The organism is Jatrophihabitans sp. GAS493 (genome assembly GCF_900230215.1).
Classification (GTDB): Bacteria; Actinomycetota; Actinomycetes; order Mycobacteriales; family Jatrophihabitantaceae; genus MT45.
The window spans coordinates 1066565-1090099 of sequence record NZ_LT907982.1; the positions used below are offsets into that span (position 1 = coordinate 1066565).

At 68.0% G+C, this 23535-nt stretch carries 24 protein-coding genes; 16 read left to right on the forward strand and 8 right to left on the reverse strand.

Features of this window, described 5'->3' with window-relative positions; translation table 11 throughout:
• The gene (locus CPH63_RS04900) at positions 1 to 774 is read left to right on the forward strand and encodes an SGNH/GDSL hydrolase family protein (RefSeq protein ID WP_096301821.1); all 774 of its coding nucleotides are present in this window, start codon (positions 1 to 3) and stop codon (positions 772 to 774) included.
• 12 nt (positions 775 to 786) lie between these two features.
• On the opposite strand, the gene CPH63_RS04905 is transcribed toward CPH63_RS04900, so the two are convergent.
• Positions 787 to 1557 (reverse strand): peptidyl-tRNA hydrolase, encoded by a 771-nt coding sequence (locus tag CPH63_RS04905; protein WP_096301822.1) that lies wholly within the window; start codon positions 1555 to 1557, stop codon positions 787 to 789.
• Between the two features lie 129 nt (positions 1558 to 1686).
• On the opposite strand from CPH63_RS04905, the gene CPH63_RS04910 reads away from it, so the two are divergent.
• The gene (locus CPH63_RS04910; RefSeq protein WP_096301823.1) at positions 1687 to 2160 is read left to right on the forward strand and encodes a hypothetical protein; all 474 of its coding nucleotides are present in this window, start codon (positions 1687 to 1689) and stop codon (positions 2158 to 2160) included.
• 14 nt (positions 2161 to 2174) lie between these two features.
• On the opposite strand, the gene CPH63_RS04915 is transcribed toward CPH63_RS04910, so the two are convergent.
• The gene (locus CPH63_RS04915) at positions 2175 to 3161 is read right to left on the reverse strand and encodes an alpha/beta fold hydrolase (protein ID WP_096301824.1); all 987 of its coding nucleotides are present in this window, start codon (positions 3159 to 3161) and stop codon (positions 2175 to 2177) included.
• A gap of 82 nt (positions 3162 to 3243) precedes the next feature.
• Here CPH63_RS04915 and CPH63_RS04920 point away from each other — a divergent pair, with 82 nt between their 5' ends.
• The 5 genes from CPH63_RS04920 (at position 3244) to CPH63_RS04945 (ending at position 8931) form a co-directional block, all read left to right on the forward strand.
• The gene (locus CPH63_RS04920; protein ID WP_096301825.1) at positions 3244 to 3654 is read left to right on the forward strand and encodes a VOC family protein; all 411 of its coding nucleotides are present in this window, start codon (positions 3244 to 3246) and stop codon (positions 3652 to 3654) included.
• Between the two features lie 74 nt (positions 3655 to 3728).
• Positions 3729 to 4487, forward strand: a complete 759-nt coding sequence (locus tag CPH63_RS04925; RefSeq protein WP_096304958.1) for a DeoR/GlpR family DNA-binding transcription regulator — start codon at positions 3729 to 3731, stop codon at positions 4485 to 4487.
• Positions 4480 to 5739, forward strand: a complete 1260-nt coding sequence (locus CPH63_RS04930) for an MFS transporter (RefSeq protein WP_096301826.1) — start codon at positions 4480 to 4482, stop codon at positions 5737 to 5739. Before CPH63_RS04925 ends, CPH63_RS04930 begins: the two co-directional genes overlap by 8 nt.
• A 56-nt stretch (positions 5740 to 5795) precedes the next feature.
• The gene (locus tag CPH63_RS22065) at positions 5796 to 7094 is read left to right on the forward strand and encodes a hypothetical protein (RefSeq protein ID WP_157749280.1); all 1299 of its coding nucleotides are present in this window, start codon (positions 5796 to 5798) and stop codon (positions 7092 to 7094) included.
• Positions 7095 to 7245: 151 nt separating this feature from the next.
• A complete protein-coding gene (locus tag CPH63_RS04945; RefSeq protein ID WP_172892159.1) occupies positions 7246 to 8931 on the forward strand; it encodes an HNH endonuclease signature motif containing protein in 1686 nt (561 codons plus the stop codon).
• 128 nt (positions 8932 to 9059) lie between these two features.
• Here CPH63_RS04945 and CPH63_RS04950 read toward each other — a convergent pair whose 3' ends face one another.
• Positions 9060 to 9524 carry a PaaI family thioesterase gene (locus CPH63_RS04950; RefSeq protein ID WP_096301830.1) on the reverse strand — a complete coding sequence of 155 codons (465 nt, stop codon included), beginning with the start codon at positions 9522 to 9524 and terminating at the stop codon, positions 9060 to 9062.
• 32 nt (positions 9525 to 9556) lie between these two features.
• Here CPH63_RS04950 and CPH63_RS04955 point away from each other — a divergent pair, with 32 nt between their 5' ends.
• Positions 9557 to 11149 (forward strand): class I adenylate-forming enzyme family protein, encoded by a 1593-nt coding sequence (locus CPH63_RS04955; protein WP_206745645.1) that lies wholly within the window; start codon positions 9557 to 9559, stop codon positions 11147 to 11149.
• Positions 11150 to 11251: 102 nt separating this feature from the next.
• Positions 11252 to 11788, forward strand: coding sequence for a hypothetical protein (locus CPH63_RS04960; protein ID WP_157749281.1), 537 nt, complete (start codon positions 11252 to 11254; stop codon positions 11786 to 11788).
• A 49-nt stretch (positions 11789 to 11837) separates the two neighbouring features.
• Here CPH63_RS04960 and CPH63_RS04965 read toward each other — a convergent pair whose 3' ends face one another.
• The 4 genes from CPH63_RS04965 to CPH63_RS04985 all read right to left on the reverse strand — a co-directional run bounded on the left by CPH63_RS04965 (position 11838) and on the right by CPH63_RS04985 (position 14639).
• Positions 11838 to 12206 (reverse strand): VOC family protein, encoded by a 369-nt coding sequence (locus tag CPH63_RS04965; protein ID WP_096301832.1) that lies wholly within the window; start codon positions 12204 to 12206, stop codon positions 11838 to 11840.
• A gap of 138 nt (positions 12207 to 12344) precedes the next feature.
• Complete coding sequence (locus CPH63_RS04970) at positions 12345 to 13262, reverse strand: PAC2 family protein (protein ID WP_096301833.1); 918 nt, start codon at positions 13260 to 13262, stop codon at positions 12345 to 12347.
• Positions 13263 to 13440: 178 nt separating this feature from the next.
• Positions 13441 to 14325, reverse strand: coding sequence for a hypothetical protein (locus tag CPH63_RS22070; protein ID WP_157749282.1), 885 nt, complete (start codon positions 14323 to 14325; stop codon positions 13441 to 13443).
• A 17-nt stretch (positions 14326 to 14342) separates the two neighbouring features.
• A complete protein-coding gene (locus CPH63_RS04985; RefSeq protein WP_157749283.1) occupies positions 14343 to 14639 on the reverse strand; it encodes an STAS domain-containing protein in 297 nt (98 codons plus the stop codon).
• A 168-nt stretch (positions 14640 to 14807) separates the two neighbouring features.
• Between CPH63_RS04985 and CPH63_RS04990 the strand changes: the two genes are divergently transcribed.
• The 7 genes from CPH63_RS04990 (at position 14808) to CPH63_RS05020 (ending at position 22063) form a co-directional block, all read left to right on the forward strand.
• Positions 14808 to 15326 carry a flavin reductase family protein gene (locus CPH63_RS04990; protein ID WP_197704580.1) on the forward strand — a complete coding sequence of 173 codons (519 nt, stop codon included), beginning with the start codon at positions 14808 to 14810 and terminating at the stop codon, positions 15324 to 15326.
• Positions 15327 to 15431: 105 nt separating this feature from the next.
• Complete coding sequence (locus CPH63_RS04995; protein ID WP_157749284.1) at positions 15432 to 16406, forward strand: phosphatase PAP2 family protein; 975 nt, start codon at positions 15432 to 15434, stop codon at positions 16404 to 16406.
• A 213-nt stretch (positions 16407 to 16619) separates the two neighbouring features.
• Positions 16620 to 18245, forward strand: a complete 1626-nt coding sequence (locus tag CPH63_RS05000; RefSeq protein ID WP_157749285.1) for a hypothetical protein — start codon at positions 16620 to 16622, stop codon at positions 18243 to 18245.
• A gap of 56 nt (positions 18246 to 18301) precedes the next feature.
• Complete coding sequence (locus CPH63_RS05005; RefSeq protein ID WP_157749286.1) at positions 18302 to 19402, forward strand: hypothetical protein; 1101 nt, start codon at positions 18302 to 18304, stop codon at positions 19400 to 19402.
• A gap of 53 nt (positions 19403 to 19455) precedes the next feature.
• Positions 19456 to 20082 carry a pentapeptide repeat-containing protein gene (locus CPH63_RS05010; RefSeq protein WP_172892160.1) on the forward strand — a complete coding sequence of 209 codons (627 nt, stop codon included), beginning with the start codon at positions 19456 to 19458 and terminating at the stop codon, positions 20080 to 20082.
• Between the two features lie 66 nt (positions 20083 to 20148).
• Positions 20149 to 21348 (forward strand): LCP family protein, encoded by a 1200-nt coding sequence (locus tag CPH63_RS05015; RefSeq protein ID WP_096301842.1) that lies wholly within the window; start codon positions 20149 to 20151, stop codon positions 21346 to 21348.
• 7 nt (positions 21349 to 21355) lie between these two features.
• Positions 21356 to 22063, forward strand: coding sequence for a GNAT family N-acetyltransferase (locus CPH63_RS05020; RefSeq protein WP_096301843.1), 708 nt, complete (start codon positions 21356 to 21358; stop codon positions 22061 to 22063).
• Between the two features lie 35 nt (positions 22064 to 22098).
• On the opposite strand, the gene CPH63_RS05025 is transcribed toward CPH63_RS05020, so the two are convergent.
• On the reverse strand, positions 22099 to 23508 hold the full coding sequence (locus tag CPH63_RS05025; protein WP_096301844.1) for a serine hydrolase: 1410 nt from the start codon (positions 23506 to 23508) through the stop codon (positions 22099 to 22101).
• Positions 23509 to 23535 lie beyond the last annotated feature (27 nt).

The following is a 23535-nucleotide window of genomic DNA, read 5'->3' on the forward strand; positions in this document are numbered from 1 at the left end:
ATGGGTGGCGCGGTTGTGAAGGGCGCCGGTCGCCGCAAGTTCTGGGTCAGTGCCACCGCGTTGGGCGTCGCAGCCGCCGCCGGTACCGTCGCCCTGGTTCAGCATGAGGCGCCCTCCCCGGTTAACGACGCGGGTGCTGCGGTTGGAGCACACTCGAGCGAGACGCCGATCCGGCTCGGTACGGTGCGCTCGCGTCGGTTGTTGGTGGTGGGCGCGTCCTACACCGAGGGTCTCGGTGCGTCGTCGCCCGAGCAGGGTTACGCCTACCAGTTGGGTCGAGAGCTGGGTTGGCCGACCACTGTCGATGGGGCGTCGGGAACCGGCTTCCTCAACCCCGGGCCGCGGGATCAGGGCACCTTCGCCGCCCGGATACGCCGCCTTCCATCGTCGGTAGCTCCGGGTATCGTCCTGCTGCAGTGCGGCCGAAACGACGCGCAGTATCCGGGCGCCGAGGTTCGGCGTGCGGTGATTAGCACAATTAAGCTCATCCGGTCGCTCTACCCCGAGGCTCAGCTCACCTTCCTCGGTCCCATCCCGGGGGCACTGCCGGTTCAGCCGGATTTAGCGGATGATCAACGCCTGCTCGCGCAGACGGCGCGAGCCGAACGAGTCCCGTTCATCGACCCGATCGCGGAGCGGTGGATCACGCCGAAGAATGAGCGGCGCTTCTCCGGGCCGGTGCCGGCGCACCCCGACGACGCGGGCTACGCCTACATCGCCGGACGGGTAGCGGCTGACCTCCGGGCGTTGATGGGTGCCCCGACTCAGATCTGACGGCGGTGCTGGTCAGCGCCAAGTTGCGGCGGCGGTCATGGTGTTCGGCTCGACGACTGTGAACCCGGCGTCGACCACGGTGACTGGTGCTTGGGAGCTGAACTTCAACCAGTCGGCCGGGGTGGGATGCGTGACGAGTAGCGGGAACCCGGCACCCGCCCAGAGCTGAAAGCGTTCCTCCGGCATGCTCATCGCCGCGAGCTGAGCAGCGTGGCCCGCCGCGGCGGCCGCCTTGCCGAGCGGTAGTGGCGGAAGCGGCGTGATCGCGATGACTAGAGCGCCGTCGGGCTGCGGCTCGGCGGCACTGTGGTCATCGACCCGGTCCGGGTCCTCGAGTTCGGTTCCGGAGAGCTGGAGCTTTCGCAGCTCGGGCGGGAGTCCCGCGGTTGACATGGGTACGAACGCTCGCGCCTCGGCTCCCCGGTGCGTGACGGTCACGCCGGGCAGTTGCTGGGACTGCTCCCATTGCGCGCCGCGGGCCCGGCGGACGTGCTTGCGGATGTGCCCGTCGAGCCAGCGGTGGATCGCCGGCTCCCACACGCCGTCGGCCTGGGCGCGGTCGTCGGTGAGCAGCATGACGGTGGCCAGTGCGGCCGCCTCGAGCGCGGCGGTCCGCGACGGGGGGTCCGCCTTCTCGATGCGAACCACCAGTTGCATGGCCCACGGCGCCTCCCCCTTCGGGTCACGATGCCCCGGGGTGCTGCGGTGCTCGGGTGCCGCAGCTGCGGCTGACTCGGCCGCCGGCTCGGCGGCTGGCTCGGCGGCGTTGGCGGGAACGCTCATGACACACATGGTGCCGTACGTTGGTATTGGATGGTTTGGAACTGCGACCGCGGGGTATAGCAGTGGTAGGCCGGCTGCGCAGTGCAGGCCGGCGGGACGCTGACGATCAGGAAAGCGAGACAGCTCGACATGACTACCTTGGAATCGATCCCGAGCGACACCAAGCAGGTCGCAAACGATGTCGCGAGCGGAGTCGCGGACGCGATCACCACCGCCGTCGCCACGGCCTCCGATGCGGTCTCCGACGCGGTCGAGTCGGCCAAGCGTCAGGGACGTCGCGCCCGCCGCAAGGCACACCGCGCGACGAAGGCGCAGAACCGTCGGGCCCAGAAGCAGGTCAAGAAGACTCGCAGTGACGCGGCTACGCTCCTTTCCGACTTCAGCGAAGAGGCAGCCCGCCGGGCGACCGACGTCGCCGCCGCCGCGCAGGGTCGCGGCAGCAAGAAGGCAAAGAAGCACGGCAAGTTCTACTGGACCGTGCTCACAGTGGCGATCCTCGGTGCGGCCGCAGGAGGCGGGAAGTACCTCGCCGACAAGGCCGCCGACAAGAGCGCAGCCAAGAGCGCGCCGCCGGTGCAGCCTCGTGAGCCCGCCGCGATCTAGGCCGTCCCTGTGCTCTAGACCCGCGCTGGGAGGCCGTTCAGCCAGTCGATGAGCAGCCGGTTGACCGCCTCGGGGTGCTCCTGCTGGATCCAATGACCGCAATTCGCGAGGATGTGTGACGACACCAGACCCGGAAGGGTGGTCGGGTAGCGCCGAATCGCGTCGGCCAGCCAGCTACTGGATGCGTCGAGTTCGCCGCCGATGAACAGCGACGGCTGGGTGATGGGTGCGCCGTCCCAGTCGGCGAGGTCCTCCCAGTCACGGTCGATATTGCGGTACCGGTTCAGCGCGCCGGTGAAGCCCGTCCGTTCGAACTCCTCGGTGTAGGCGTCGAGTTCCTCCGCGCTGAGCCAGGCCGGACGCACGCCGGCGGCGGCGGGGAAGCGATCGGAGAGCCGCCCACCCCGTTTCACCATGAAAATGCTCCTCATCTCATCCGCCGTGACGACGTCGGCGGAGAGACCGGCGTAGATTCCGGCCAACCACCCGCGGACGTCGGGCTCGATCTCGGCCTCGGCCCGTCCGGGCTGCTGGAAGTAGCTGATGTAGAACTCCTCTCCCTCCCCGCCGATGCGGCCCATCGACTCGGTGGGCCGGTACCGGCTGCGCGGTGAGTAGGGCACGCTGAGCAGCGCCACCGCGGTGAAGACCTCTGGGTGCAGCAGCGCCGAGTTCGCCGCGATGGGTGAACCCCAGTCATGACCGATGATCGCCGCCGTATCTTCGCCCAGGGCGCGAACGACGCCGACGTTGTCCGCGACCAGTTCGAGCATCCGGTAGGCCTCGATCTCGGACGGTTTCGATGAGCGCCCGTAGCCGCGCACGTCGATGGCCACCGCCCGGTAGCCCGCCGCGGCGAGCGCCGGGAGCTGGCGCCGCCAGGAGAACCAGGACTCCGGGAAGCCGTGGACGAGCAGAACAAGTGGCCCAACCCCCTGCTCGACCAGGTGAATCCGGCCGCCGGCTACTTCCAGAACTCGATGCTGCCCCTCGTCGCTCATGGGCCGAGTCTAGGGATCGTTCGCACCGTCGCGGCTGGCGACGGCTGGATGGATGGTCGAACGGGGAGCTAGGTTGGGTCACATGGATTGGACTCTTGAGGTCGTCATCGTGCCCGTCAGTGACATCGCCCGCTCCATCGAGTTCTACCGGGACAGAGTCGGCTTCCATCTCGATCACGACACCACCAACGAGTACATGCATGTCGCCCAGCTCACCCCGCCCGGGTCGGGCTGCTCGATCGTCATCGGCGATCTCCCAGCCCAGCGCGCGATGGAACCGGGATCGTTGAAGGGCGTGCAGCTGGTGGTGGCCGATGCTTACCGGGCGCGGGAGGAGTTGCTCGCCCGCGGCGTCGAGGTGAGCGAAATAACCGTTTTCGACGAGCGCGACGGCGGCACCTTCTTTGGTTTCGACGACCCAGACGGAAATTCCTGGGCCGTTCAGCAGCTGAAGGCTCGCGCCCAGAAGCCACTGATTCCGAAGAGTGAGTGACGGCGGAGCGCGCTGGGTGCGCCGAACGCCCATACTGAATGTGCGTACGAACATATGACATGTACGATGCGGTGATGGATGCAACTGAGCGGAGCAGCCGGCTCGTCGATGCGCTGCGGCGCAACGGCCGGATCGACGTCTCCTGGGCCGCCCTAGAGTTCGGAACGGCTGAGATGACGATCCGGCGCGACCTGGACCTGCTTGTCGACCGCGGGGTTGCCCGCCGGGTACGTGGCGGCGCGGTGAGCCTGTTGATGCGCGGCGAGGAACTGCCCTTCGGCATGCGCGAGCTCGATGCGGTGGAGACGAAGCGTCGGATCGCCGCGGCCGTCGCCAACCTGATCGACGATGGTGAGGCGGTCGCCCTCGATAGTGGCACCACCGTCACCGAGGTGGCCCGGTCACTGGCTGACCGGCGGCTGGTCGCCATGCCGCTCTCGCTGCACGCAGCGATGGCGCTAGCCGGGTCGTCCTCGGCCCGATTGATGATGCCCGGAGGTGAGACGCGCCCCGGCGAGCTGTCGATGATCGGGCCGCTGGCCCTGGCCAGCATCGCCGCGCTGCGCTTCGACACGGCAGTGCTGGGGTGCTGCGGTGTGTCGCCCGAGGGTCAGGTAACTGCCCATGATCTCGGAGATATGGCAGTAAAACAAGCGCTCTTCGCCTCATCCCGACGCCGCATCCTGGCCCTCGACGGAAGCAAATTCAGTCAGGCTGCGCTGGCCGTGGTCTGCGCTGTTTCGGACTTCGACATCGTCGTGACCGACCAGACGGCTCCGGAGTCGGCGACCGCGCCGCTTGAGAAGGCCGGGGTGGTGGTGCACCGTGTCTGACGTCGCCGCCCTCACCGCCTACTCACCGCAGCGAATCGCGGCGGCTAGCCGAGCGACGTACGCCGCCTTCATCGGGGCCGGGTTCGCCTTCGCCAGCTGGGCTTCGCGCATTCCGCAAGTGCGAAGCCGTCTCGAGCTCTCGCCGGCTCATCTTGGGTTGGTGCTGCTGGCGATCGCGGCCGGATCGGTGGTTGCGCTCCCGATCTCCGGCCTGATCCTGCACCGGCTGAACACCCGGGTGACGGTCACGGTCATGGCATTCCTGCTCTCCGCCGCACTCTGCATCGTCGGCGTCGGGTATCTGGGCGGTGTGGTGCCGGTACTGGTCGGGCTCTTCCTCCTCGGTTTCGCCAATGGTGCCTGGGACGTGGCGATGAACGTCCAGGGCGCGGACGTCGAACGTCACCTGGGGAAGGCGATCATGCCGAGATACCACGCCGGATTCAGCTTGGGCACGGTCTTCGGCGCACTCATCGGCGCCGTGATGATCGCCCTCAGCGTGCCGGTCACCGCGCATCTCGTCGGCGCCGCCGTCGTCGTCGCGGTCGTCGTTCCGCTCATGGTGCGTCAGTTCCTGCCTGACCCGGTTCACCTGGATGTCGATGGCGAGTCGAATAGTTCAGCGCCGAGTACATTGGCCCGCTGGCGGGAGCCGCGCACGCTGCTTGTCGGTGTCTTCGTCCTCGCCTTTGCCTTCTCGGAGGGAACCGGCAACGACTGGATCAGCGTCGCGCTCATCGACGGGTATCACGCCGAGGCCGTCGTCGGCACCCTTGGTTTTGCTGTCTTCCTCACCGCGATGACGGTCGCCCGGTGGTCCGGGCCAGGGCTGCTCGACCGCTACGGCCGCGTTGTCGTGGTGCGCTGGCTCGCGCTGGTTGCGGTGGTCGGGCTCATCCTCTTCGTCTTCAGCCCGAACGTGCCGCTGGCCTTCGTTGGGGCACTGCTCTGGGGCACCGGAACGTCGCTGGGCTTCCCGGTCGGAATGAGCGCGGCGGCCGACGATCCGGCTGCGGCGGCGGGGCGAGTCAGCGTGGTCGCCTCGATCGGCTACTGCGCGTTCCTCGGCGGCCCCCCGCTCATCGGATTCCTCGGCTCCCGGGTCGGAGTGCTCCATGCCCTGACCGCCGTCGCGGTCTTGCTGGCGATCGCCATGATGCTGGCCAATGCACTTCGCCCCCTTTCGGTCACTGCGCCGGTGCCCACGACGGAGTCGCAAGTTGAGGTCGACCGGAGCGCGACCGGTCGGTGAGTGGTCGCCATCGTGGCGGACGGATATTCAGCTGACGATCTGGGTATCGTCGGGGCGTGAGAAGGCAACGCGCCGTACCTGGACTCGGACTCGGACTCGGCTTTCGGGCCTCGAGGCGGGCGTCGCTGCTTCGGTTGGGTGTCGTGGCCGCGATGCTCACGTCTTTCGTGGCTTCGTGCAGCTCGTCCAGCGGCACGCAGGCCTCGAGCACGGTGTCGTCGACCATCGCCCCCTCCGGCGCCCAATCATCTTCCGGTGGTGCCGCTTCAACCGGCAGCAGCACAGCGCCAGTGAGTTCGGCATCCTCGGCCACCTCGGCTCCGTTGGCCGGACCCGCCGGCGGCCCGGTTCCCAGGGGATTTCAGCCCTACTCAGCAACCTTCGTCTCCGCTCTCGCCGGATGGGTGCTGGGGAGTGCCCCCTGCTCTTCGCCACCCTGCACCTCGATCGTCCGTACCCGTGACGGTGGTGCGACCTGGCGCGGAATTCCGGCGCCGAAGGCGGGTATCGGAACGGGGTACGACAACCAGTCTTCGGCCGTGGTCGACTCACTGCGTTTCGCTGACGCCACCGACGGGTGGGCCTCCGGTGGTGCGCTCTTCGCCACCCACGACGGTGGGGCGACTTGGCATAGCGTTCGGGTCGGCAGCGCCGGCTCGGTGGTGATCGGACTGGAGACGACAGGCGGTTCGGTCTACGCCAGCGTGGACCGCTGCGCACCGAGTGCCGACTCGTGCACGCCGAATACCGTCACCATCTACTCGGCGAAGGTCGGGTCCGACTCCTGGTCTCCCGTCTCGGCGGCGGTCCCGGCCCAGGCCATCGGTCACCTGGTGGTTCACGGCTCGACCTGGTACCTGCCCTCAACCACCGGCATCTATACCGGATCGGCAACAAAACAAGGCAGAACATTGCCCAACCCGTGCCCCAATGATGAAGGATTCGGGGCGACGGCGACGATTGCGGTGGCCGACGCATCGCATCTTGACGCCATGTGTGTGAGCGACGGTGCCGCCGGTTCGGCGCGGTATCAGCTGTACGGGACGGTGGATGGCGGTCTGCATTGGTCCAAGGCCGGTCCATCCCGGATCGAGGCGAGTGGGCTCTCCGGAATCGCTGACAACGCCCGGCGGGTACTGCTGGTGGCGACGGCCAGCGGCGCGAGTCAGATCCTGCGCACCACCAACGACGGGGTGACTCTCACACCGGCCCGAATTGCCGCACCGAGCGGTGGCCTCGAGTGGGCCGACCTCGGTTTCACCACGCCGTCGCACGGGATCGTCGTGCTGCTGAAGACCGCGTTCTACCTGAGTCGTGATGCCGGGGCGACCTGGTCCGCCGTCAAGTTCACCTAGCTCCTCTTCACATAGCTCCTCCTCACTTAGCTCATCTTCACCTAGCTCGCGGCGTCCCAGTTTTCGCCGACCGCCAATCGGGGGAGTTTCCACCGAGCTTTTAGGCGGATTGTCCATGGGCCAGTATATCGAACTGGTGTACTATTATTGCATGGATGACGATGCGCGCGAACCCCTGGGCGGCTGCGAGTCGGCCGATGGGTCAGCTGCTGCGTCCGACAATGAGGCTGACTTCACTCAGTATGGGATCGAGCTGGGTGAGCCGTTCTGCGCCGAGAGCGTTGCCGGTCTGCTGGACGGCGAATCGGGTTCTGAGTCAGCGTCTCATCTCGCTCTGACAGTTTTGGACGTTCTGGCTGCCCCGGAGACGTTCGCGAAGCACTTCGCCATTTCCGATCCGGATCCGGCGGATCTGTCATTGCTCAGCGCGCTGGATCCGCGGGCTTTGACCGCGGCTGGTCGGGTTGACTTGCTAGCTGCTCTGCGTCGTCAGTCGGCGTCGGTGAAAGCTGCCATCACTGAGGGGGTTGCGGTGGTGGTGGAGCGGGTCACCGAAGATGGGTTGTCATTGGAGTTGGGGTATGAGTGCGCCAACGCCGAGATTTCAACGGCGTTGATGATCTCCCCGAGGGTGGCGGCATTCGAGCTGTCCCACGCCACCCAATTGGTCACGAAACTCCCGGCGACGATGAACCTGCTGAGACGGGGCGTCATCACTGATGCTCATGCCGCGGTGCTGGCGCGGGAGACGGTCGGCATCGATGACCGGGCGGTGCTGGCGGCGGTGGAGAATTCGGTACTCACCCGGGCTCCGGGGCAGACGGCGCAGTTGTTCAGCCGCTCGGTGAAACGTGCGGTGCTCAAGCACAACCACGTCACCGTCGAGCAGCAGCAGCGAGACGTGATGGCGAAGCGAACGGTGGAGCACACACCCCGCCCCGATGGCATGGCCGAGATCTGGGCGCTGCTGCCCGCCGAGGATGCTGCGGCGGTGATTGCGGCGGTGAACGCCCTGGCCTGGCATACCAGTTCTGACGATCCACGGACGGCCGATCAGCGCCGAGCTGACTCGTTTACCCACGTGTTCATCGACGCTCTGAACACTCCCGGGTACGTCCCGACCCAGCACGGGCGCCGACCGTCGATTCAAGTGACCGTTGCGATGACGACGTTGATGGGAGTGAATGATCTGCCTGGTCAGTTGGAAGGGCATGGGCCGATCCCGGCGTCGGTCGCGCGCCGCATCGCCGCCGACCCGACTGGAACCTGGCGACGGCTGATCACCGACCCGGCGACCGGCGAGTTGATGGAGTACGGGAGAACTCGCTACACCCCGCCGCAGGATCTCACCGACTTCGTCATCACCCGCGATCAAATTTGCTCGTTCCCGACCTGCAACGTACCGGCCATCCGCACCAACCTCGACCACGAAGTCCCGTTCCCACAGGGCCCGACCAACAAGGTCAACCTTCGCTGCAAATGCCGCCGGCACCACCGCCTCAAACACCAAACGAGGTGGAGAGTGAAGACAACCGAAGGCGACGCCGGCACCACCTCCGAATGGACCTCGCCGAACGGGCACACGTACTCCAACCAGGCACCGCCACTCCATGACCCCGACGCCGACACCTGGGGAGCTCTCGACCCCGAAAGTACCTACCGAGAAGGTGCGGGCCGAGAATGGGCCGATCCCGGAGGTGCCGGCCGGCAAGGTGTCGACCGAGAAGGTGTCGACCGAGAAGGTGTGGGCCGAGAAGGTGTGGGCCGACAACGGGCCGACCCCGAACGGGCCGACCCCGAAGGGGCCGACCCCGACGATGACCCGGCGCCCTTCTAGTCGCGCGCCGTCGCGGCACTCAGCTCGACCGTCGCACCAGTTCGGCTCACGCAACCAGTTTCGGCTGACGCAACCAGTTTCGGCTGACGCAACCAGTTTCGGCTGACGCAACCAGTTCGGCGGCGCGATCAGGAACCAGTCAGGGACCGAGATCCGGGGTGGTCGGCGGGGAGAACCACCTGCGTGCATCGGCTCGCCGCCAGCAGGGTGCCGTCGGCGTCGTGCAGCTCGCCGGCGCAGAAGACCACCCGGGGCGTTGAACGCACGACCGTCCCCGTCGCCCGCAACGCACCCACCCGAGTGCTGCGCAGAAACTCGACGCGAAGGTCGGCGGTGAGAAAGATCTGCGACTGATCGAGAACCGTCCAGCAGGCACTGCCCATCGCCGCATCAAGCACAGCCGTGACCAGCCCGCCCTGCACGACATACCCGCTCTCGGCGGCGAAGCCATACTCCTCGGTGGCCGTCCAGCTGACAACGGCTCGGCCAACCTCCCAGCTCTCCAGCTCGTACCCGAGCGTGCGCCAGAGACCGCGAACGGTATTGCGCCGCGCCCGCTCCTCACCTAGGTTGCGAAGGGTTCGTCCACTCATGCTTGAAGAGCCTGTCACAGCCTGTTTCGGAGGTGCGTATCACCATCAGTGCTGCCGATTCGATCGCCGATGCCCGCATGCTGACCCAACCGTGTGGTGCGTCGCTCGGGCTGCTTGAAGACGCCGCGCTCGAGCGTTTCGGCGAGTCGAGTCTCCTCGTCTTCGAGGGAGCCGTCCGCACCAACGCCGACCTAGCCGCCCAGGCCCGACGGCTGGCCACCGGTCTGGCCGACATCGGGGTCCGGCTCGGCGATCGGGTCGCCGTCTGCATGGCCAACTGTCCCGAAGTTCTCGTCGCCTACCGGGCGATCTGGCGAATGGGCGCCGCCGTAACGCCCCTGCTCTTCCTGCTCAGCGAAGACGAGTTACGGCATGCGATCCGCGACTCCGCTGCCACCTTGGTCATAACCACCCCGAAGTTCCTGCCGAAGGTGCAGGCAGCGACAACCGGGCTAACAGTCCGTTGCGTGACGACCGGGAGGGCTCCCGAGGGTGCCGCCGGTTCCGGTGTCATCACCTTCGACGAACTCTCCTCCGGCGCTGAGGCGGCGCTGATCCGAGTCGGCTCGCAGGAAATGGCCGCCCTGCTGTACACCGGGGGAACGACCGGACGGGCGAAGGGCGTCGTGCTCAGCCACGATGCGCTCTCGGCCGCGGCCTGGTCGGCGACACTGGCTGGGGTCGAGGAGCATTACGCGGTGACACTGCTGCCGCTGCCGCTGGCCCACGTCTACGGATTGATGGTGTCGTCGATGGGGCTGCACGCGGTGCAGCCCTCACGGGCAGTGTTGATGCGCTGGTTCGAGCCGGCGGCCTGGCTCCAACTCGCACAGGACGAGCAGGTCGAGGTGGGTGTCGTGGTGCCCACGATGCTGCGGCTGCTCGCCACCCAACCGCTGGAGTCCTACAACCTCAGCCGGCTGCGTCGGCTGGTCAGCGGGAGCGCGCCGCTGCCGGCCGAGATCCGGGAGGAGTGGGCGCGGCGAGCGCCGCACGTTGAGGTCGTCGAGGGGTACGGCTGCTCGGAGACGGCGGCACTGGCCACCTCGACACCGCCGCACGCCGGCCGTCCGGGCAGCGTCGGCACCGCCGCGCCCGGGGTCGGGCTGCGCATCGAGGATTCCTCCGGCGCGACCGTCGGCCCCAATGTCGACGGTGAGGTCTGCGTGCAGACACTCTCCATCATGAGCGGGTACTGGCACGATGCCGAGAGCACGGCCGAGGCGCTTCACGACGGATGGCTACACACCGGCGACATAGGGCATCTCGACGATGACGGCTACCTGTTCATCGTGGACCGGTTGAAGGACCTGATCATCCGGGGCGGCTTCAACGTCTATCCGCGCGACGTCGAGGAGGTGCTCATGCGCCACCCGGAGGTCGCGGTCTGCGGGGTGGTCGGCCGACCGGACGTCGAGCACGGTGAGGAGGTGGTCGCCTTCGTGCAGCTCAAACCAGATGCCAGGGTTACCGCGGCCGAGCTAATCGGCTTCGCCAAAGAACACCTGTCGGCGGTGAAGTATCCCCGCGAGATCCATCTCATCGACCAGCTCCCGCTGACCAGCATCGGGAAACTGGACCGCAAGGCGCTGCGCCAGCGGCTCGAGCTAAGCGAACAGTCCTAGCAACGCAACCGAGCCCACGCAACCGAGCCCACGCAACCAAGCCAGGACGGGCGACGGACGGAAGCGGCCGTGACCGGCCGCCATCTTTGCGAGAATGGCCGTATGCCTCATCTGACGTGGGAATTCTGGCGGGCCCGTCCGCCGTCATTGCCGCCGAACGCCGAACTTCAGCCGCCCACGGCGACGTCGGGGCCGGAGAACCGTCCATCGAAGGTGATGGTCGGCGGCCTGGTGCTGCTGGTGATCTTCGACGTCTCCGTGCTCCTGCAGAGCTCGCCCCAGCGGCTATTGGGGATAGCTATCGTGAGCCTGGCTGCGCTTCGTCAAGTGATGGCCAGCCGGCGGCGGTACGCCGCCGTCGGGCCGGACTGGGTCTACCTGCGCGAAGGCGCATTGGCCCGTGGCCGCTGGACCCGCATCTCACAGCTGAAGAAGGTCACGGTATTCACCGGCCGGAAGAAGTCGACGATCTTCCTGAAGCCGGCCAAGCACGCACGCATGCTGCGGCTAGAGGTCCGCTCCACCGGTCCAACCGAAGCCCTTCGCGCCGAGTTGGCCCGACAGCTCGTCGCGGCCCAGACTCCGGGCAGCAACTTCACGATTCAGTCGCTCACCAAGTGGCTGGCCGCGTCGGTCTAATGGGCCGACCGCCCATCCCACGTGCACGGCAGAGACGACGGCGTCGTCGCTACTCAGCCTGCTGGCAGACGGCTTCGATGTTGTTGCCGTCGGGGTCACGGACGAAGGCAGCGTAGTAGTCCGGGTGGTACTGCGGCCAGATCTTGGGTGCGTACAACGTCTCGCCACCGAGAGCGACGGCCGCGGCATAGAACGCGTCGACGTTGCTACGCCTCGCCGCGGTGAAGGCGATGTGTGACTCACGAAAGCCTTCGCCGTAGCGATGAGTCCCGATCCAGAAGCTCGGTTTGCCTTCGCCGTAGCCGAGCACCTCGTTGTTGTCGACGAGTAGGTGCATCCCCACCGTCGGTAGCACGCTGCTGTAAAACGCCGCGCTGGCTTCGAGGTCCGAGCATTGCAGTGAGATGTGATCAAGCATCCCTGTATTCGATCAGATTCGAGGCAACATTGCCGCAAAGTCGCGCCGACACGAGCTGTTCCGTCCTGGATCGGTCTGGGATCCATCGCGGCGAATGCCGGCTCAGACCCGCAGCGTGAGACCCACAGCGTGAGACCTTTACAGCGTCTCGGGATTCTCGCCTGAACCGGGCTGGCGAAGCAGGTACTGCTCGAACTCGTCGCCGATCTCGTCCGCCGTAGGTAGCCGCGAGCCGTCGGCCAGCAGGCTGTTGGCCCGTCCCGCCGTGATCTCGTCGTACTGCTTCTCCAACGCCCGCACCACGCCGGCGATCTCCTCGGACGCGCTCACCTGGGCATCGATGTTGCTCAGCACCGCCGCCGACGCTTCGGTCAGGGCCTCGGTCGGAATCATCAACTCGCCGGAGGTCGCGATGCAGTCAAGCAGCGTTATCGCCGCCTGCGGGTAATCGACATTGGCCAGATAGTGCGGCACGTTCACCGCGAAACCCATCGAATTGAAGCCCGCCTGGGCCATCCGGAACTCCAGCAGATGTCCGGCGCTAGCCGGAACCTGGACGGTGCCGAGCCAGTTGGTGTATCCGGCGATCAACTCGATCGGGCTGCCGTGCGCGATCACCGCCGTCGGCCGGGTGTGCGGCACGTTCATCGGAATCGCGTTCAACCCGACCAGCAGCCGCACGTCGAACGTCTCGATGATCAGCTCGACGGCGGCGACGAAGCGCTCCCACTGGAAGTCCGGCTCCGGCCCGTCGAGCAGCAGAAACGGGACGCCGGCGCTGTCCCAAACCGCGTGGATGGCCAACTGCGGGGCGGCGAAACTCTCCCAGTGGTCCGTCGCGAAGATCATCTCCGGACGACGGCCGCGATAGTCGAAGAGCTGGTCGACATCGAACGTCACGATCAGCTCGGAGCGCATCGTCTCCAGCAGGTGGGCGCGAGCCAGCCGGGCGGCGCCGCCGGCATCGACGAACCCCTCCATCGCCTGGACGAGCACCGGCTGACCGAGGTCGGGGACCGACTCGGCGAACTCAAACAATCCGCGGGGGTCTTGCACTGGTGCTCCTTCCAAATAGCTGACGGCCGATCCACAGCTGACGACCGGTAGCCGGCGAGCTGACGGCTAGCAGCACCGACCGATTTGCCGCCGAGGGGTACCGCCGACGGCAGGCGTCGCGCTGGTTCAAGCCTATTCTTTACAGCCAGCCTATTCGTTATTGCTGGGTGGGCGTCGGTCAGGGAGCGCGGTGGCTCGCCAGCACGGCCTCGAGCTCGGCCAATTCGACGCGAAGCTGTTCGGCCCGAGCCTGCGCCTCTTCGCGAGCCGTGTCGTTGACCGCGCCGACGGCTTCGGTGATACCGGCGTCGTCGAGCAGCTCGGCGATGGCCGCGATCGTGCCAGGCGTGACGGCCAGATTCTTGCTCACCACCCGTGCTCCGCGCTGCGCGGTGACGCTCCAGGTGGCCCCAGTCGAGGTGATCGTCACCACGACCTTCGGGGTGCTGTTGGACTTCTTCGCCGCACCGGCGCGGGCATTGGCGGGCGGTGCGGTGGCCCTCGACGGTGCTGTGGCCCTCGACGGTGCTGTGGCTTGCGACGGTGCTGTGGCTTGCGATGGCGCCGTGCTGCTTGATGGCGCGGGTTTCGACGGCTCGGCTGGGACAGGTGCCGCTGGGGTCTCAGCCGCTGATCGGGTTTCGTGTGCTGGTCGGGATTGGGGTGCTGGTCGGGTTTCGGGTGCTGGTCGGCCCGCGGCCCGGGGTGCTGTGGACGTGGCGGCAAGCGAGGAGGCCGCATTCGTGCTCGCGGCCTTCTGGCCGGCTCGCGGAGCGCGCGGCGCTGGCCGCTTCGCCGCCCGCGATGCCGGTTTCTGCCCCGGCAGGGTCAACTCGGCCGGGGCGAAGGCGAGCTCGTCGGTGACCCCATCGACCTTGACCCGGACGGTGATGAAGTCGTCCCCATCAGCCTCGACGCTGCCGATCCGGACCACGGTTGCGACTGTATCCGGCGGGAACTGAGGTCCGGAGAGGACGACCCGGGGTCGGCCGCCGCCGTCGCTCTTGCTGCGGAGTTCGGCCAGTTGCTCGTCGCTGAGCCCGGCCTTACGTCGTGGTGCCACGTATCTCAGCTCCGTCCCTAGCCGAGGAAGACGGATCCGAGGCCGGTGAGCTCGAGCAGCCGGTGCACCCGGCTCGACGGGTTCACGATGGTGACCTGCTGGTCGCGCTCGATCGCCGCGGTGCGCAGCTCGACCAGCCCGCCGACCCCGCTGGAGTCGATGAACGTCACGCCGGCCATGTCCAGCACCAGCTCGGTGCAGGCCGGATCGGTCAACGCCCTTTGCCCTTCGGTGACCAGCCCGTCGCGCGCTGCCAGATCCAGCTCGCCGGCCACCTGCAGTGTGAAACGCCCGGCTTCATTTGTCGTGGACACCGTGAAATCCATGCCTCAACCCCCGCAATTCGCTGCCGCAGAATGCTCGTCCGGTATTGCCGGACGAGGCTACACAAGCAAGGCAGCCACCGGGGTTGGGGTGCAACCCGTCGTCTGCCGATTTGCATGCTAGTCGACGTACCCGGTACGAGCAGAGACGATGGTCGGGTGACGATCCACAGCGCTCATCCGTTCCAGCCCGACGAGAGTGCCCGCAACCCGGTCCGGCAGTTTCGCGGGCGGCTAGCCTCACCGGTCTCGATCTGGACCTCGAATGGCCGCGGGCAGCCGGCCGGCCTCACCGTCTCCTCCATGCTGGTCGCAGACGGCGACCCGGGCATCGTCGTGGGCATCGTCGATCCGCTCGCCGATCTGTGGGACGCCCTGCAGGTGTCACAGGTCGCGGTGGTGAATCTGCTGGGCTGGGCGCAGCGCGGACTGGCCGACGTCTTCGGCTACGTCGCTCCGGCGCCGGGCGGCCCATTCCGCCAGGGCGACTGGGTCGAGACGCCCTGGGGTCCAGCGCTGTCGGCCACCACCTGGGCCGGTTGTCGGCTGGCTCCGGAACCGCCGGCCAAGGTCGGTTGGGGGTTGGCCGTCCACCTGCGGATCGAGCGCGTGGAGCTCGCCGAACCGGAGGTCGACGCCCCCCTGGTGCACCGCCGCGGCCGCTACGGCACCTTCTGATCCACACTCGGGCTCACTGGATAGACGGACCTGTGCCGACGCCGGCATGAACGTTCGTTGAGAGTTGCCCGTGAAGGCACAGCCGTCACCACTACCTTTCATCAGGTGAGCCGTCCGCAGATCATTGATCGCCCCGTCCTCGGGCGGCCGGCGGCTGCGACGGCGAGGCCACTGTTGTGGTGGCGGCTCGGCTGCCTCGCACTGATGCTGGGCTCGGTGGCCGCCTTCGTCGTCGTCGCCGCGATCGCGCTGCATACCGTCCTCGGTCAGCAGCTGGACACGGCCTCCTTCCAAGCGGCCGCGCACGGCCAGACGCTGCTCTGGCGCTTCGGTCACCGGGTGCTGGACACCATGTCGATAGTGCTGACCGCGCTGCTGGTCGCGGTGGCGATCGCCGCCCTGCGCCGCCGCTGGCTGCTGGCCGCGCAGGCCGCGCTGGTGATGGGCGGGGCCAGCCTCACCACGGAACTGCTCAAACTCGTCGTCCTACAGCGCCCGAACCTCCTCGGCGCCTACACGGAGCTGGCCAACTCGCTGCCCAGTGGGCATACCACCCTTGCCGCGTCGGCCGCCGTCACCGCGATGCTCTTCGCTCCGCGCCCGGCCCGTCCGCTGGTCGCCCTGCTCGGGGCGGCGTACACGGCAGCCGTCGGCGTCTCCACGCTCACCGGACGCTGGCACCGCCCGAGCGACGTCGTCTGTGCCCTCCTCGTCGTCGCGTTCTGGGGCGGGCTGGCCGCGTTGGTGGCCAGCTACGAGACGGGAGCGCGGGCGAAGCGTGAGGTAGGCGGTGCCGGTCGGGTACCAAGGCGTAGTCGGGGCCTGCCGGCCGTGCTCGTCACCTGCTTCGGTGTAGCCGTGGCAACGGGCGCCGGCGCGGTCTTCGCGCTGCTGCGCACCGCTTCGGTAATGCCGGCCGGCGGGGTGCCGACCGATCTTGACCGCAGTAGTGAGCTGCTCGCCTACGCCGGAGGTGCGCTCGGCATCGTCTCGGTCACCGCGCTCGTCTTCGCGCTGCTGCTCGTACTGCGGGAGCGGCCGGGTTCGGCTGCGCCCGAGTTGTGGGAAACGAGCGCGTAACACCGCATTCGCACGGCAGGTGTAAGAATGACTGCGCGCGGAACCCAACCCCAGTACTCTGGGTACCCGCTAAACAAGAATTCTGGGCGCACATCTGCGACGATGTGCGTATGCACGGCGAATCCGCGCTGCAGATGATCGACGGTCGGCCGACCACGCAGCGAGGTGTGCCAGATGGGGACTCACGTGCCGCACTCCGGTGAAGTGGACCAGATGAGTCGCGCTGTCCACGAAACCGAGAACTTCGCGCAGTTGGACCTGCAGGCCCCTATGGAACCAGCCAACGCAGTCGACGCGGTCAGCCCAGCCAGCCCAGCCAGCCCGGCAAACCCGGCGCTGCCCGCGGCGGACGGGACGTCGCAGCGCCGCCCCATCGACCACCTCGGCCTCGACTCACCCCTCAGCGGCTCCTCCCTCGGCGGCTCCTCCCTCGGCGGCTCGGATGAAACCGGGCTGATCGAGGGTTCGAGCACGCCGGCCGACGTCCACGACGCCCTGCTCGCGGCGCGGCACAAGCTGTCCGCGGCCGAGGCCCGTCTCAGCGAGGCCCACGACGAGGCCCAGTCCATCATCGCCGACGGGCTCGAGCAGGCGAGCATGATCGCCCGTAGCGCTGAGCTGGCCGCCGAGAGCCTCATGCCGCAGGCGGAGGAGGAGGCCGCCGAGATCGTCGCCCGAGCCCAGGGCGACGCGCAGATCATCCGCGACCAGGCCGATGCCCTGCTCGCCGAAGCGAAGACGCTCCGCGCCGATGCCCACCTCGGACTCGCTGAGGAGCTGGCCGCCGAACGCGCCGAGCACGACGCCATCCTGCAGTCGGAGCGCGAGGCGCTGGCCGCTGAACTGCGCACCAGCGCGGAGCAGGCCGAGCAGGACTTCGTCGACCGGCACGCCGAGACCCACGCCCGCGTCGAGCAGCTGCTCGCCTCGGCCAAGCGTGAGCATGCGGACGCGACGGTGGATGCCGACATGATGCGCGCCGACGCCCGCAAGGAGGCTCGGATGCTGCTTGAGTCCGCCCGCGCCGACGCGGCGGCGGAGATGTCGGCCGCCGCCGAGCAGACGGCCTGGGCGCAGCAGGTGGTGGCCGGACTGATCGCCGCCGCCGAACTCGACGCACAGCGCATCCGCAAGTCGGCTCATCTGGACTCAGCGGCTGTCGCCCGTCAGGCTCGCACCCGGCTCAGCGCGCTGCTGGAGGCCTCCGGCGAGGCCCGCCGCAGCCGTCAGGCCGCCGCCGAAAGCGATGCCGCGGCCCTCACCGACGCGGCCGAGCAGGCCCTGCTGCGAGCGAAGTCGGACGCTATCCAGATCCGTGAGCAGGCTCGGGCAGAGGCCGACGAGGCGATCGCCGAGGCCGAGGACGTCGCCTCCGCGCGCATCGCGCGGGCCGATCGTCGCCTGGAGGAGGCTGAGTCGGGCGCCCGCGCAGTGCGGGAGCGGGTCGCGGAAGAGACGTCCCGTTCGCAGCGCGAACTGCACGAGTTCCGGCGCAACACCAAGGCCGAGGCGATCGGAATCATCGCCGATGCCCGGTCGGAGGCCGACGAGCTGCGGACGCTGGCCCGTCAGCTGCTGGTAGACGCCCGCGCCGAGGTAGTGACGCTGGCGCAGCGACGTGACACCATCGCGAGTGAGTTGGGTAATCTCTCCGGAATCATCGAGGCCCTCGCGGTGCCAGATGTGCTTCCGCAACCCGATCCACAGCCCGATCCGCACTCTGATCAGGCAGCTTCACAGCTAACAGCAGCGGCAACACCTGAGCCGACTCACGGGCCGCCTCATGGCTCACCCGATGCTGCCGACGAGGAGATCCGTACACCGGTCTCCGACTCGTAACACCGATCAACCCGAATTCCGCCGATGCCCGCACCAACCGAAATGATGAGAGTCGAATGAGCGATACCACCACAACTTTCCGAACTGTCATGCGAGGCTACGAGCCCAGCGAAGTTGATCGGCGAATCGCCGAGCTCTCGACTGCGGCCGCATCAGCGCATCAGTACGCCAACGACGCCGCGAAGCAGGTCGAGGAGCTGACGGCGGCGGTTGAGCAGGAGAGGAAGAAGGCCGCCGCGGCCGTCAGCGCCGCCAAGGCCGCTCCGGCGGCTCCGGTGGTGGCGAACTTCGATCACTTGGGTGATCGGGTTGGCCAGATCCTCAGCCTGGCCGAGCAGGAGGCGGCGGAGATTCGCGCGTCGGCCACTGCCGACGCCGACCAGAAGCTGGCCGAACTCGAGGACGCCAACGCCAAGCTTCGCTCCGAAGCCGAGCGGTACGCCGGGGAGATCCGGGCCCAGACCGAGCGCGAGGCGGCCCGGGTAATGGAGAACGCCAAGCGCAACGCCGACCAGATCCTCGACGAGGCCGACCGCCAGGCGACGGCGCGGCGCGCCGAGGCCGAGGCGGTCTACGAGCGTCAGCGGGCGCACGCGGCCAAGGCCGCGGCCGACTTCGAGCAGACGCTCGCCGAACGGCGGGACAAGGCCGAGCAGGTCTTCCAGGAGCGCACCGCGCTGGCCGAGAGTCAGCTCGCGCAGGCCCAGGAACACGTCGCTCAGCTGCGCGCGGAGACCGAGCAGGCCTCGTCCGAAGCCGCTCGCAAGGCCGCCGCGCTGACGGCGGAGTCGCAGCAGAAGGCGGAGCAGATCGTCTCCGAGGCCCGCACTCGCGCCGACCGGATCCGTTCCGAGTCCGAGCGGGAGCTCTCAGCCGCCACCCAGCGTCGCGACAGCATCAATGCACAGCTGGCGAACGTGCGCGGGATGCTCGCCACGCTCGGCGGTGCATCGATCACCGTCGACGACGCCCCGGCCAAGGTCGCCGCGCCGGTCGCCGAGGCACCGGAATCGGTCACCGATGAGGTCACGGATGAGGCAACGGAGGTCGCGACCGAGGAGTCAGCTGAATCCACGGTGTCGGATCAGGTCGAGAAGCCGGATGAGGTCGAGGAGCCGGCCGAGGCTGACGCCGAGACGGCTAAGGCATCTCGCTAGCAACTGCTGATCGACTAAAGGCTCTCGGTCGTCGGGTCCGCTACGGTGGGCCGGTGACCGAGAGCCTTTCTTCTGCGCCCGGCGAGAGCTTCACCGGTGTGACCTTCAGCCGCGATGACTGGTACGCCGAAGAGATCGTCGGCCGCAGCTACACCGATTGCCAGTTCCATCAGATTGAGCTCACCGAGGCTGTGCTGCAGAACTGCACGTTCACGAACTGCATCTTCGGCAACGTCAGCTTCAACGCCTCCCGGCACGTCGACTCCGCCTTTCTCGGTTGCACCTTCCGGCGCTGCAACTTCTTCGACGTGGAGTTCAGCGGGTGCAAGCTGCTCGGCAGCACCTTCGAGCAGTCCGCCTCGCTGCGGCCGATGCGCGTCATCGGGGGCGACTGGTCTTTCGTGGTGCTGGCCGGTGCCGACCTGCGCGGATGCAGTTTTCAGAGCGTCCGGATGCGCGAGGCCGATCTCACCGCGGCCAACTGTGTCGACACCGTCTTCGCCGACGTAGATCTCTCCGGCGCGATGCTGCACGGAGCGAGGTTCACCCGGGCCGACCTGCGGGGGAGTGACCTGAGTTCACTGGATCCGCAGGGAACGGACGTGCGGGACGCGCAGATCCTTCCCGAGCAGGCCGTCGCCATCGCCGAGGCGCTGGGGCTGCGGGTGCTGGCCCGCTAGCACGCTGGCTCGATCGCCCGCAAAATTCTCAGCTTCGTCACGGGTTGGCGTCTATACGCTCTGGCGATGCCTCAGCACTCGGAGCGCGACAGCGCTGTGGGCTCGCGGCTCGCGGGTTGGCTCGGCGTCGGATTGGTCGTTGGATCGCGGGCGATCGCTGCGCTCATCTCGTTGGTCATCGTGCTCGGTAGCGGATATGCCTGGGCGACCTATCGCAGCTTCACGGCCAACGTCACCCACGTCGACGCGATCGACCCGTCGGCCCCCGACGCACGGGCGCCGGACCTCGACGGCAAGGCCGAGAACATCCTGCTCGTGGGTGACGACCATCGACCGGCGAACGCGTCGGCCGCGCTGCTGGCCGAACTGAGCACGCAACTGGATGGTGGCGGGACCAACACCGACACGATGATGGTCATGCACGTGCCGGCCGACGGGTCGAAGGCCACGCTGATCTCGTTCCCGCGCGACTCGTGGGTGAAGGTGCCCGGTCATGGCCTGAACAAGCTCAACGCTGCGTTCTCCCTCGGGTCACGCAACGGCGGTGGCGATCGGGGTGGCTCCCGGCTGCTCATCGCGACCATTCATGATCTGACCGGCCTGCACATCGATCACTTCGTGCGAGTCTCGCTGGTCGGCTTCTATCAGATCGCGAAGGTGCTCGGCCCGATCCCGGTCTGCCTGAAGCACGCGTCGGTCGACCCCTACTCCGGCACCGACCTGCCAGCCGGCCCCTCCGACCTCACCCCCAAGCAGGCCCTCTCCTTCGTGCGACAGCGCCACGATCTCCTCGGCGGCGACCTGGGTCGCGAGATCCGGCAGCAGTACTTCCTATCCCAAGCCTTCAGTCAGATCGCATCAGCCAAGACACTGCTGAACCCCCTGAAATTGCGGGATCTTCTCTCGGCGGTCAGCTCGAACATCGAGACCGACTTCGCCGGTGACGGGTTGCTGAAGTTCGCCCAGCAGATGGAGAACCTGCAGTCGGGGAACTTGAAATCGGCCACCATTCCGACCACCGGCACACCAACCATCTATGTCGATGGCGCCCCGGTGTCGATCGTCGCCGTCGATCGTGCGGCGATTCCGTCCTTCATCGCCGCTGTCGTCGGGCCGTCCGCCCCGGCGCCCAAGTCGGCCACGCCCGCGGTCAAGCCGTCCGCGACTCCCGCCCCCGGTGCTGCGCATGACCCCGCCGCTACCCATCGCCCCACTCCGACAGTGACTCCTCCCCGCTCGTACTCGTCGACGGACTGCATAAACTGACCGTCTTGTGACGACGAATTCAGATCACCCACTCGACAACCCGGTCCGTTCGGCGCTGCGTGGTCCGCAGGCGGAGCTGGCCGAGAGCTACCGGTCGGCTCGCCGCTACCCCGACGATGTGTCGCCTTTTGCGGCCCGTCCGGTCGACGGTGACGAGTGGCAGGATCTCGCCACCCTGGTCGGAGCCGGTGGCTTCGTCGTGATGGCCGGGCTCGAGGCGGCGCCGCCGGCTGACTGGGAGCTGACGATGGAGATCCCCGGAGTGCAGCTCGTCGGCGACTCGGTGGCGGGATCAGCTGACGCCTTCGACTCAGACGGCGCGGTTCGGCTCACCCGGGCCGACGTACCGGAGATGCTCGACCTCGTCGAGCGGACCCGACCGGGCCCCTTCCTGCCGCGCACCATCGAGCTCGGAACCTACCTCGGCGTGCGTCGTGGCGGGGCACTCGTGGCGATGGCCGGTGAGCGGTTCCGTCCCGCCGGTTGGACTGAGATCAGCGCCGTCTGCACCGACCCCGACTTCCGCGGCCAGGGCCTCGGGACGCGCCTGGTGCTCGCGGTCGCCCTCGGCATTCGCGCTCGCGGCGAGACGCCGCTGATGCATGCGGCCGGCTCCAACGAGAATGCGATCCGCCTCTATACCTCGCTCGGCTTCACCCAGCGTCGGGAGATCAGCTTCCGCGGCTTGGTCGCACCGGCCGCGCCGACCAGCTAGCGGCGGCCGGACCAGCATCGGGTTGCTCCGGCGGCCTAGAGGTCAGCGCTGCCCCGCCAACCCTGCGCATCCACCCCACCGGGCACCGGGTCGTCGCCGCGTCCGGGCTCGTACGGCTGGCGGGTGTAGACGAAGCTGCCGATATCGAGGTGGCTCACCGTGCCGTCCGAGCCGCGGACCGCCTGCAGCGTCTCGCCCAGGTAGTACCCGTCGAGGCCGAGCCAGGTTCCGTTCGGCTGGGCGCGGAAGCGGGAAGTGCGACCGAGCTGGTTCAGGGCCACCAGCTCCAGGTCGCCCCCCTCCCGCAGCCGCAGCGCCATCGCCGTCGCCCCCCAGTACCAAGGCCCGGTCAGCTCCAGCAGGACCGGGTCGAACCCCTCCGCGGGACGCCACGGTGGCGGGATCGTCGGCTCGTGCTTGGCGACCAGGGCGATCATGTCGGCCGCGATCGCTGCGACCAGCGGCCCGGAGGTGGCATTGGCCAGGCAGATTCCGGCGAGGGCATCGGCCGGGCTCGTCCAGAGCGTCGCGACGAAGCCGGGCATTGAGCCGGTGTGCCCGGCCAGACTCCGTCCCTCGATCCGGGCCAGCTGAAGCCCCAGCCCGAAACCTGACTCCCAGCTCGGTCCGGCCGGGGTCGAGGACGGCGGCGAGGCGGGCGTGCGCATCTCCTCGAGGGTCGCCAGCGGCAGCACATCCGGGTGGCCGTCGAGCAGGAAGGCGGCATAGGTCGCCAGGTCGTCGATGGTTGACCAGAGCTGACCGGCCGGCGCCATCAGCTCGGCATCCGGAGTCGGCTCGGGCATCAGCAGATCAGCCCACGGATGGACGGCCCAGCCGAGTGCATGCGGTGGTTGTGGCATCGGCGTGGTGCGGCCCATGCCGAGTGGATCGAGGATCTCCGACCGGGCGACCTCCAGCCAGTTGGCGCCGCGCAGCACCCCGACCAGGGCACCCAGCAGTCCGAACCCGGTGTTGGAGTAGTGGAAGTGGCGCCCGGCGGTCAGCTTGGCGGGTGTCTCGCCGTAGATGTCGGCCAGCTGCGGACGGGACGAGCCGTGCGCGCGCTCCCACCAAGGCGGCGGCGTCTCGGAGGCGATGCCGGAGGTGTGCGCGAGGAGCTCTCCGATGCGGGCGGTGCCCACCCCGGGCGCGGCGGCGGTCTCCGGCAGGAAGGTGCTCAGCCGGTCGGAGAGGTCCAGGCGCCCCTCGTTGCGAAGCCGCATGATCAGCACGGCGACGAACGTCTTGGTGATCGAGCCGATCCGGTACTGCGTGTTGGTGTCCGGTGGCACGCCGGGGCTGAGGAAGCCGTGGCCGCCGGCCCAGGCCAGCGACGAGCCGCGGACCACGCCGGCGATCAGCGACGGGGCACGCCCGGCGACCTGCCCGGTGGCTACCCGATGGGCGAGGGTGTGGCGGGTCTCGGGGAGGAGTTCGCTCATGCCACCAGTTCACCGCATCGCGGTTTC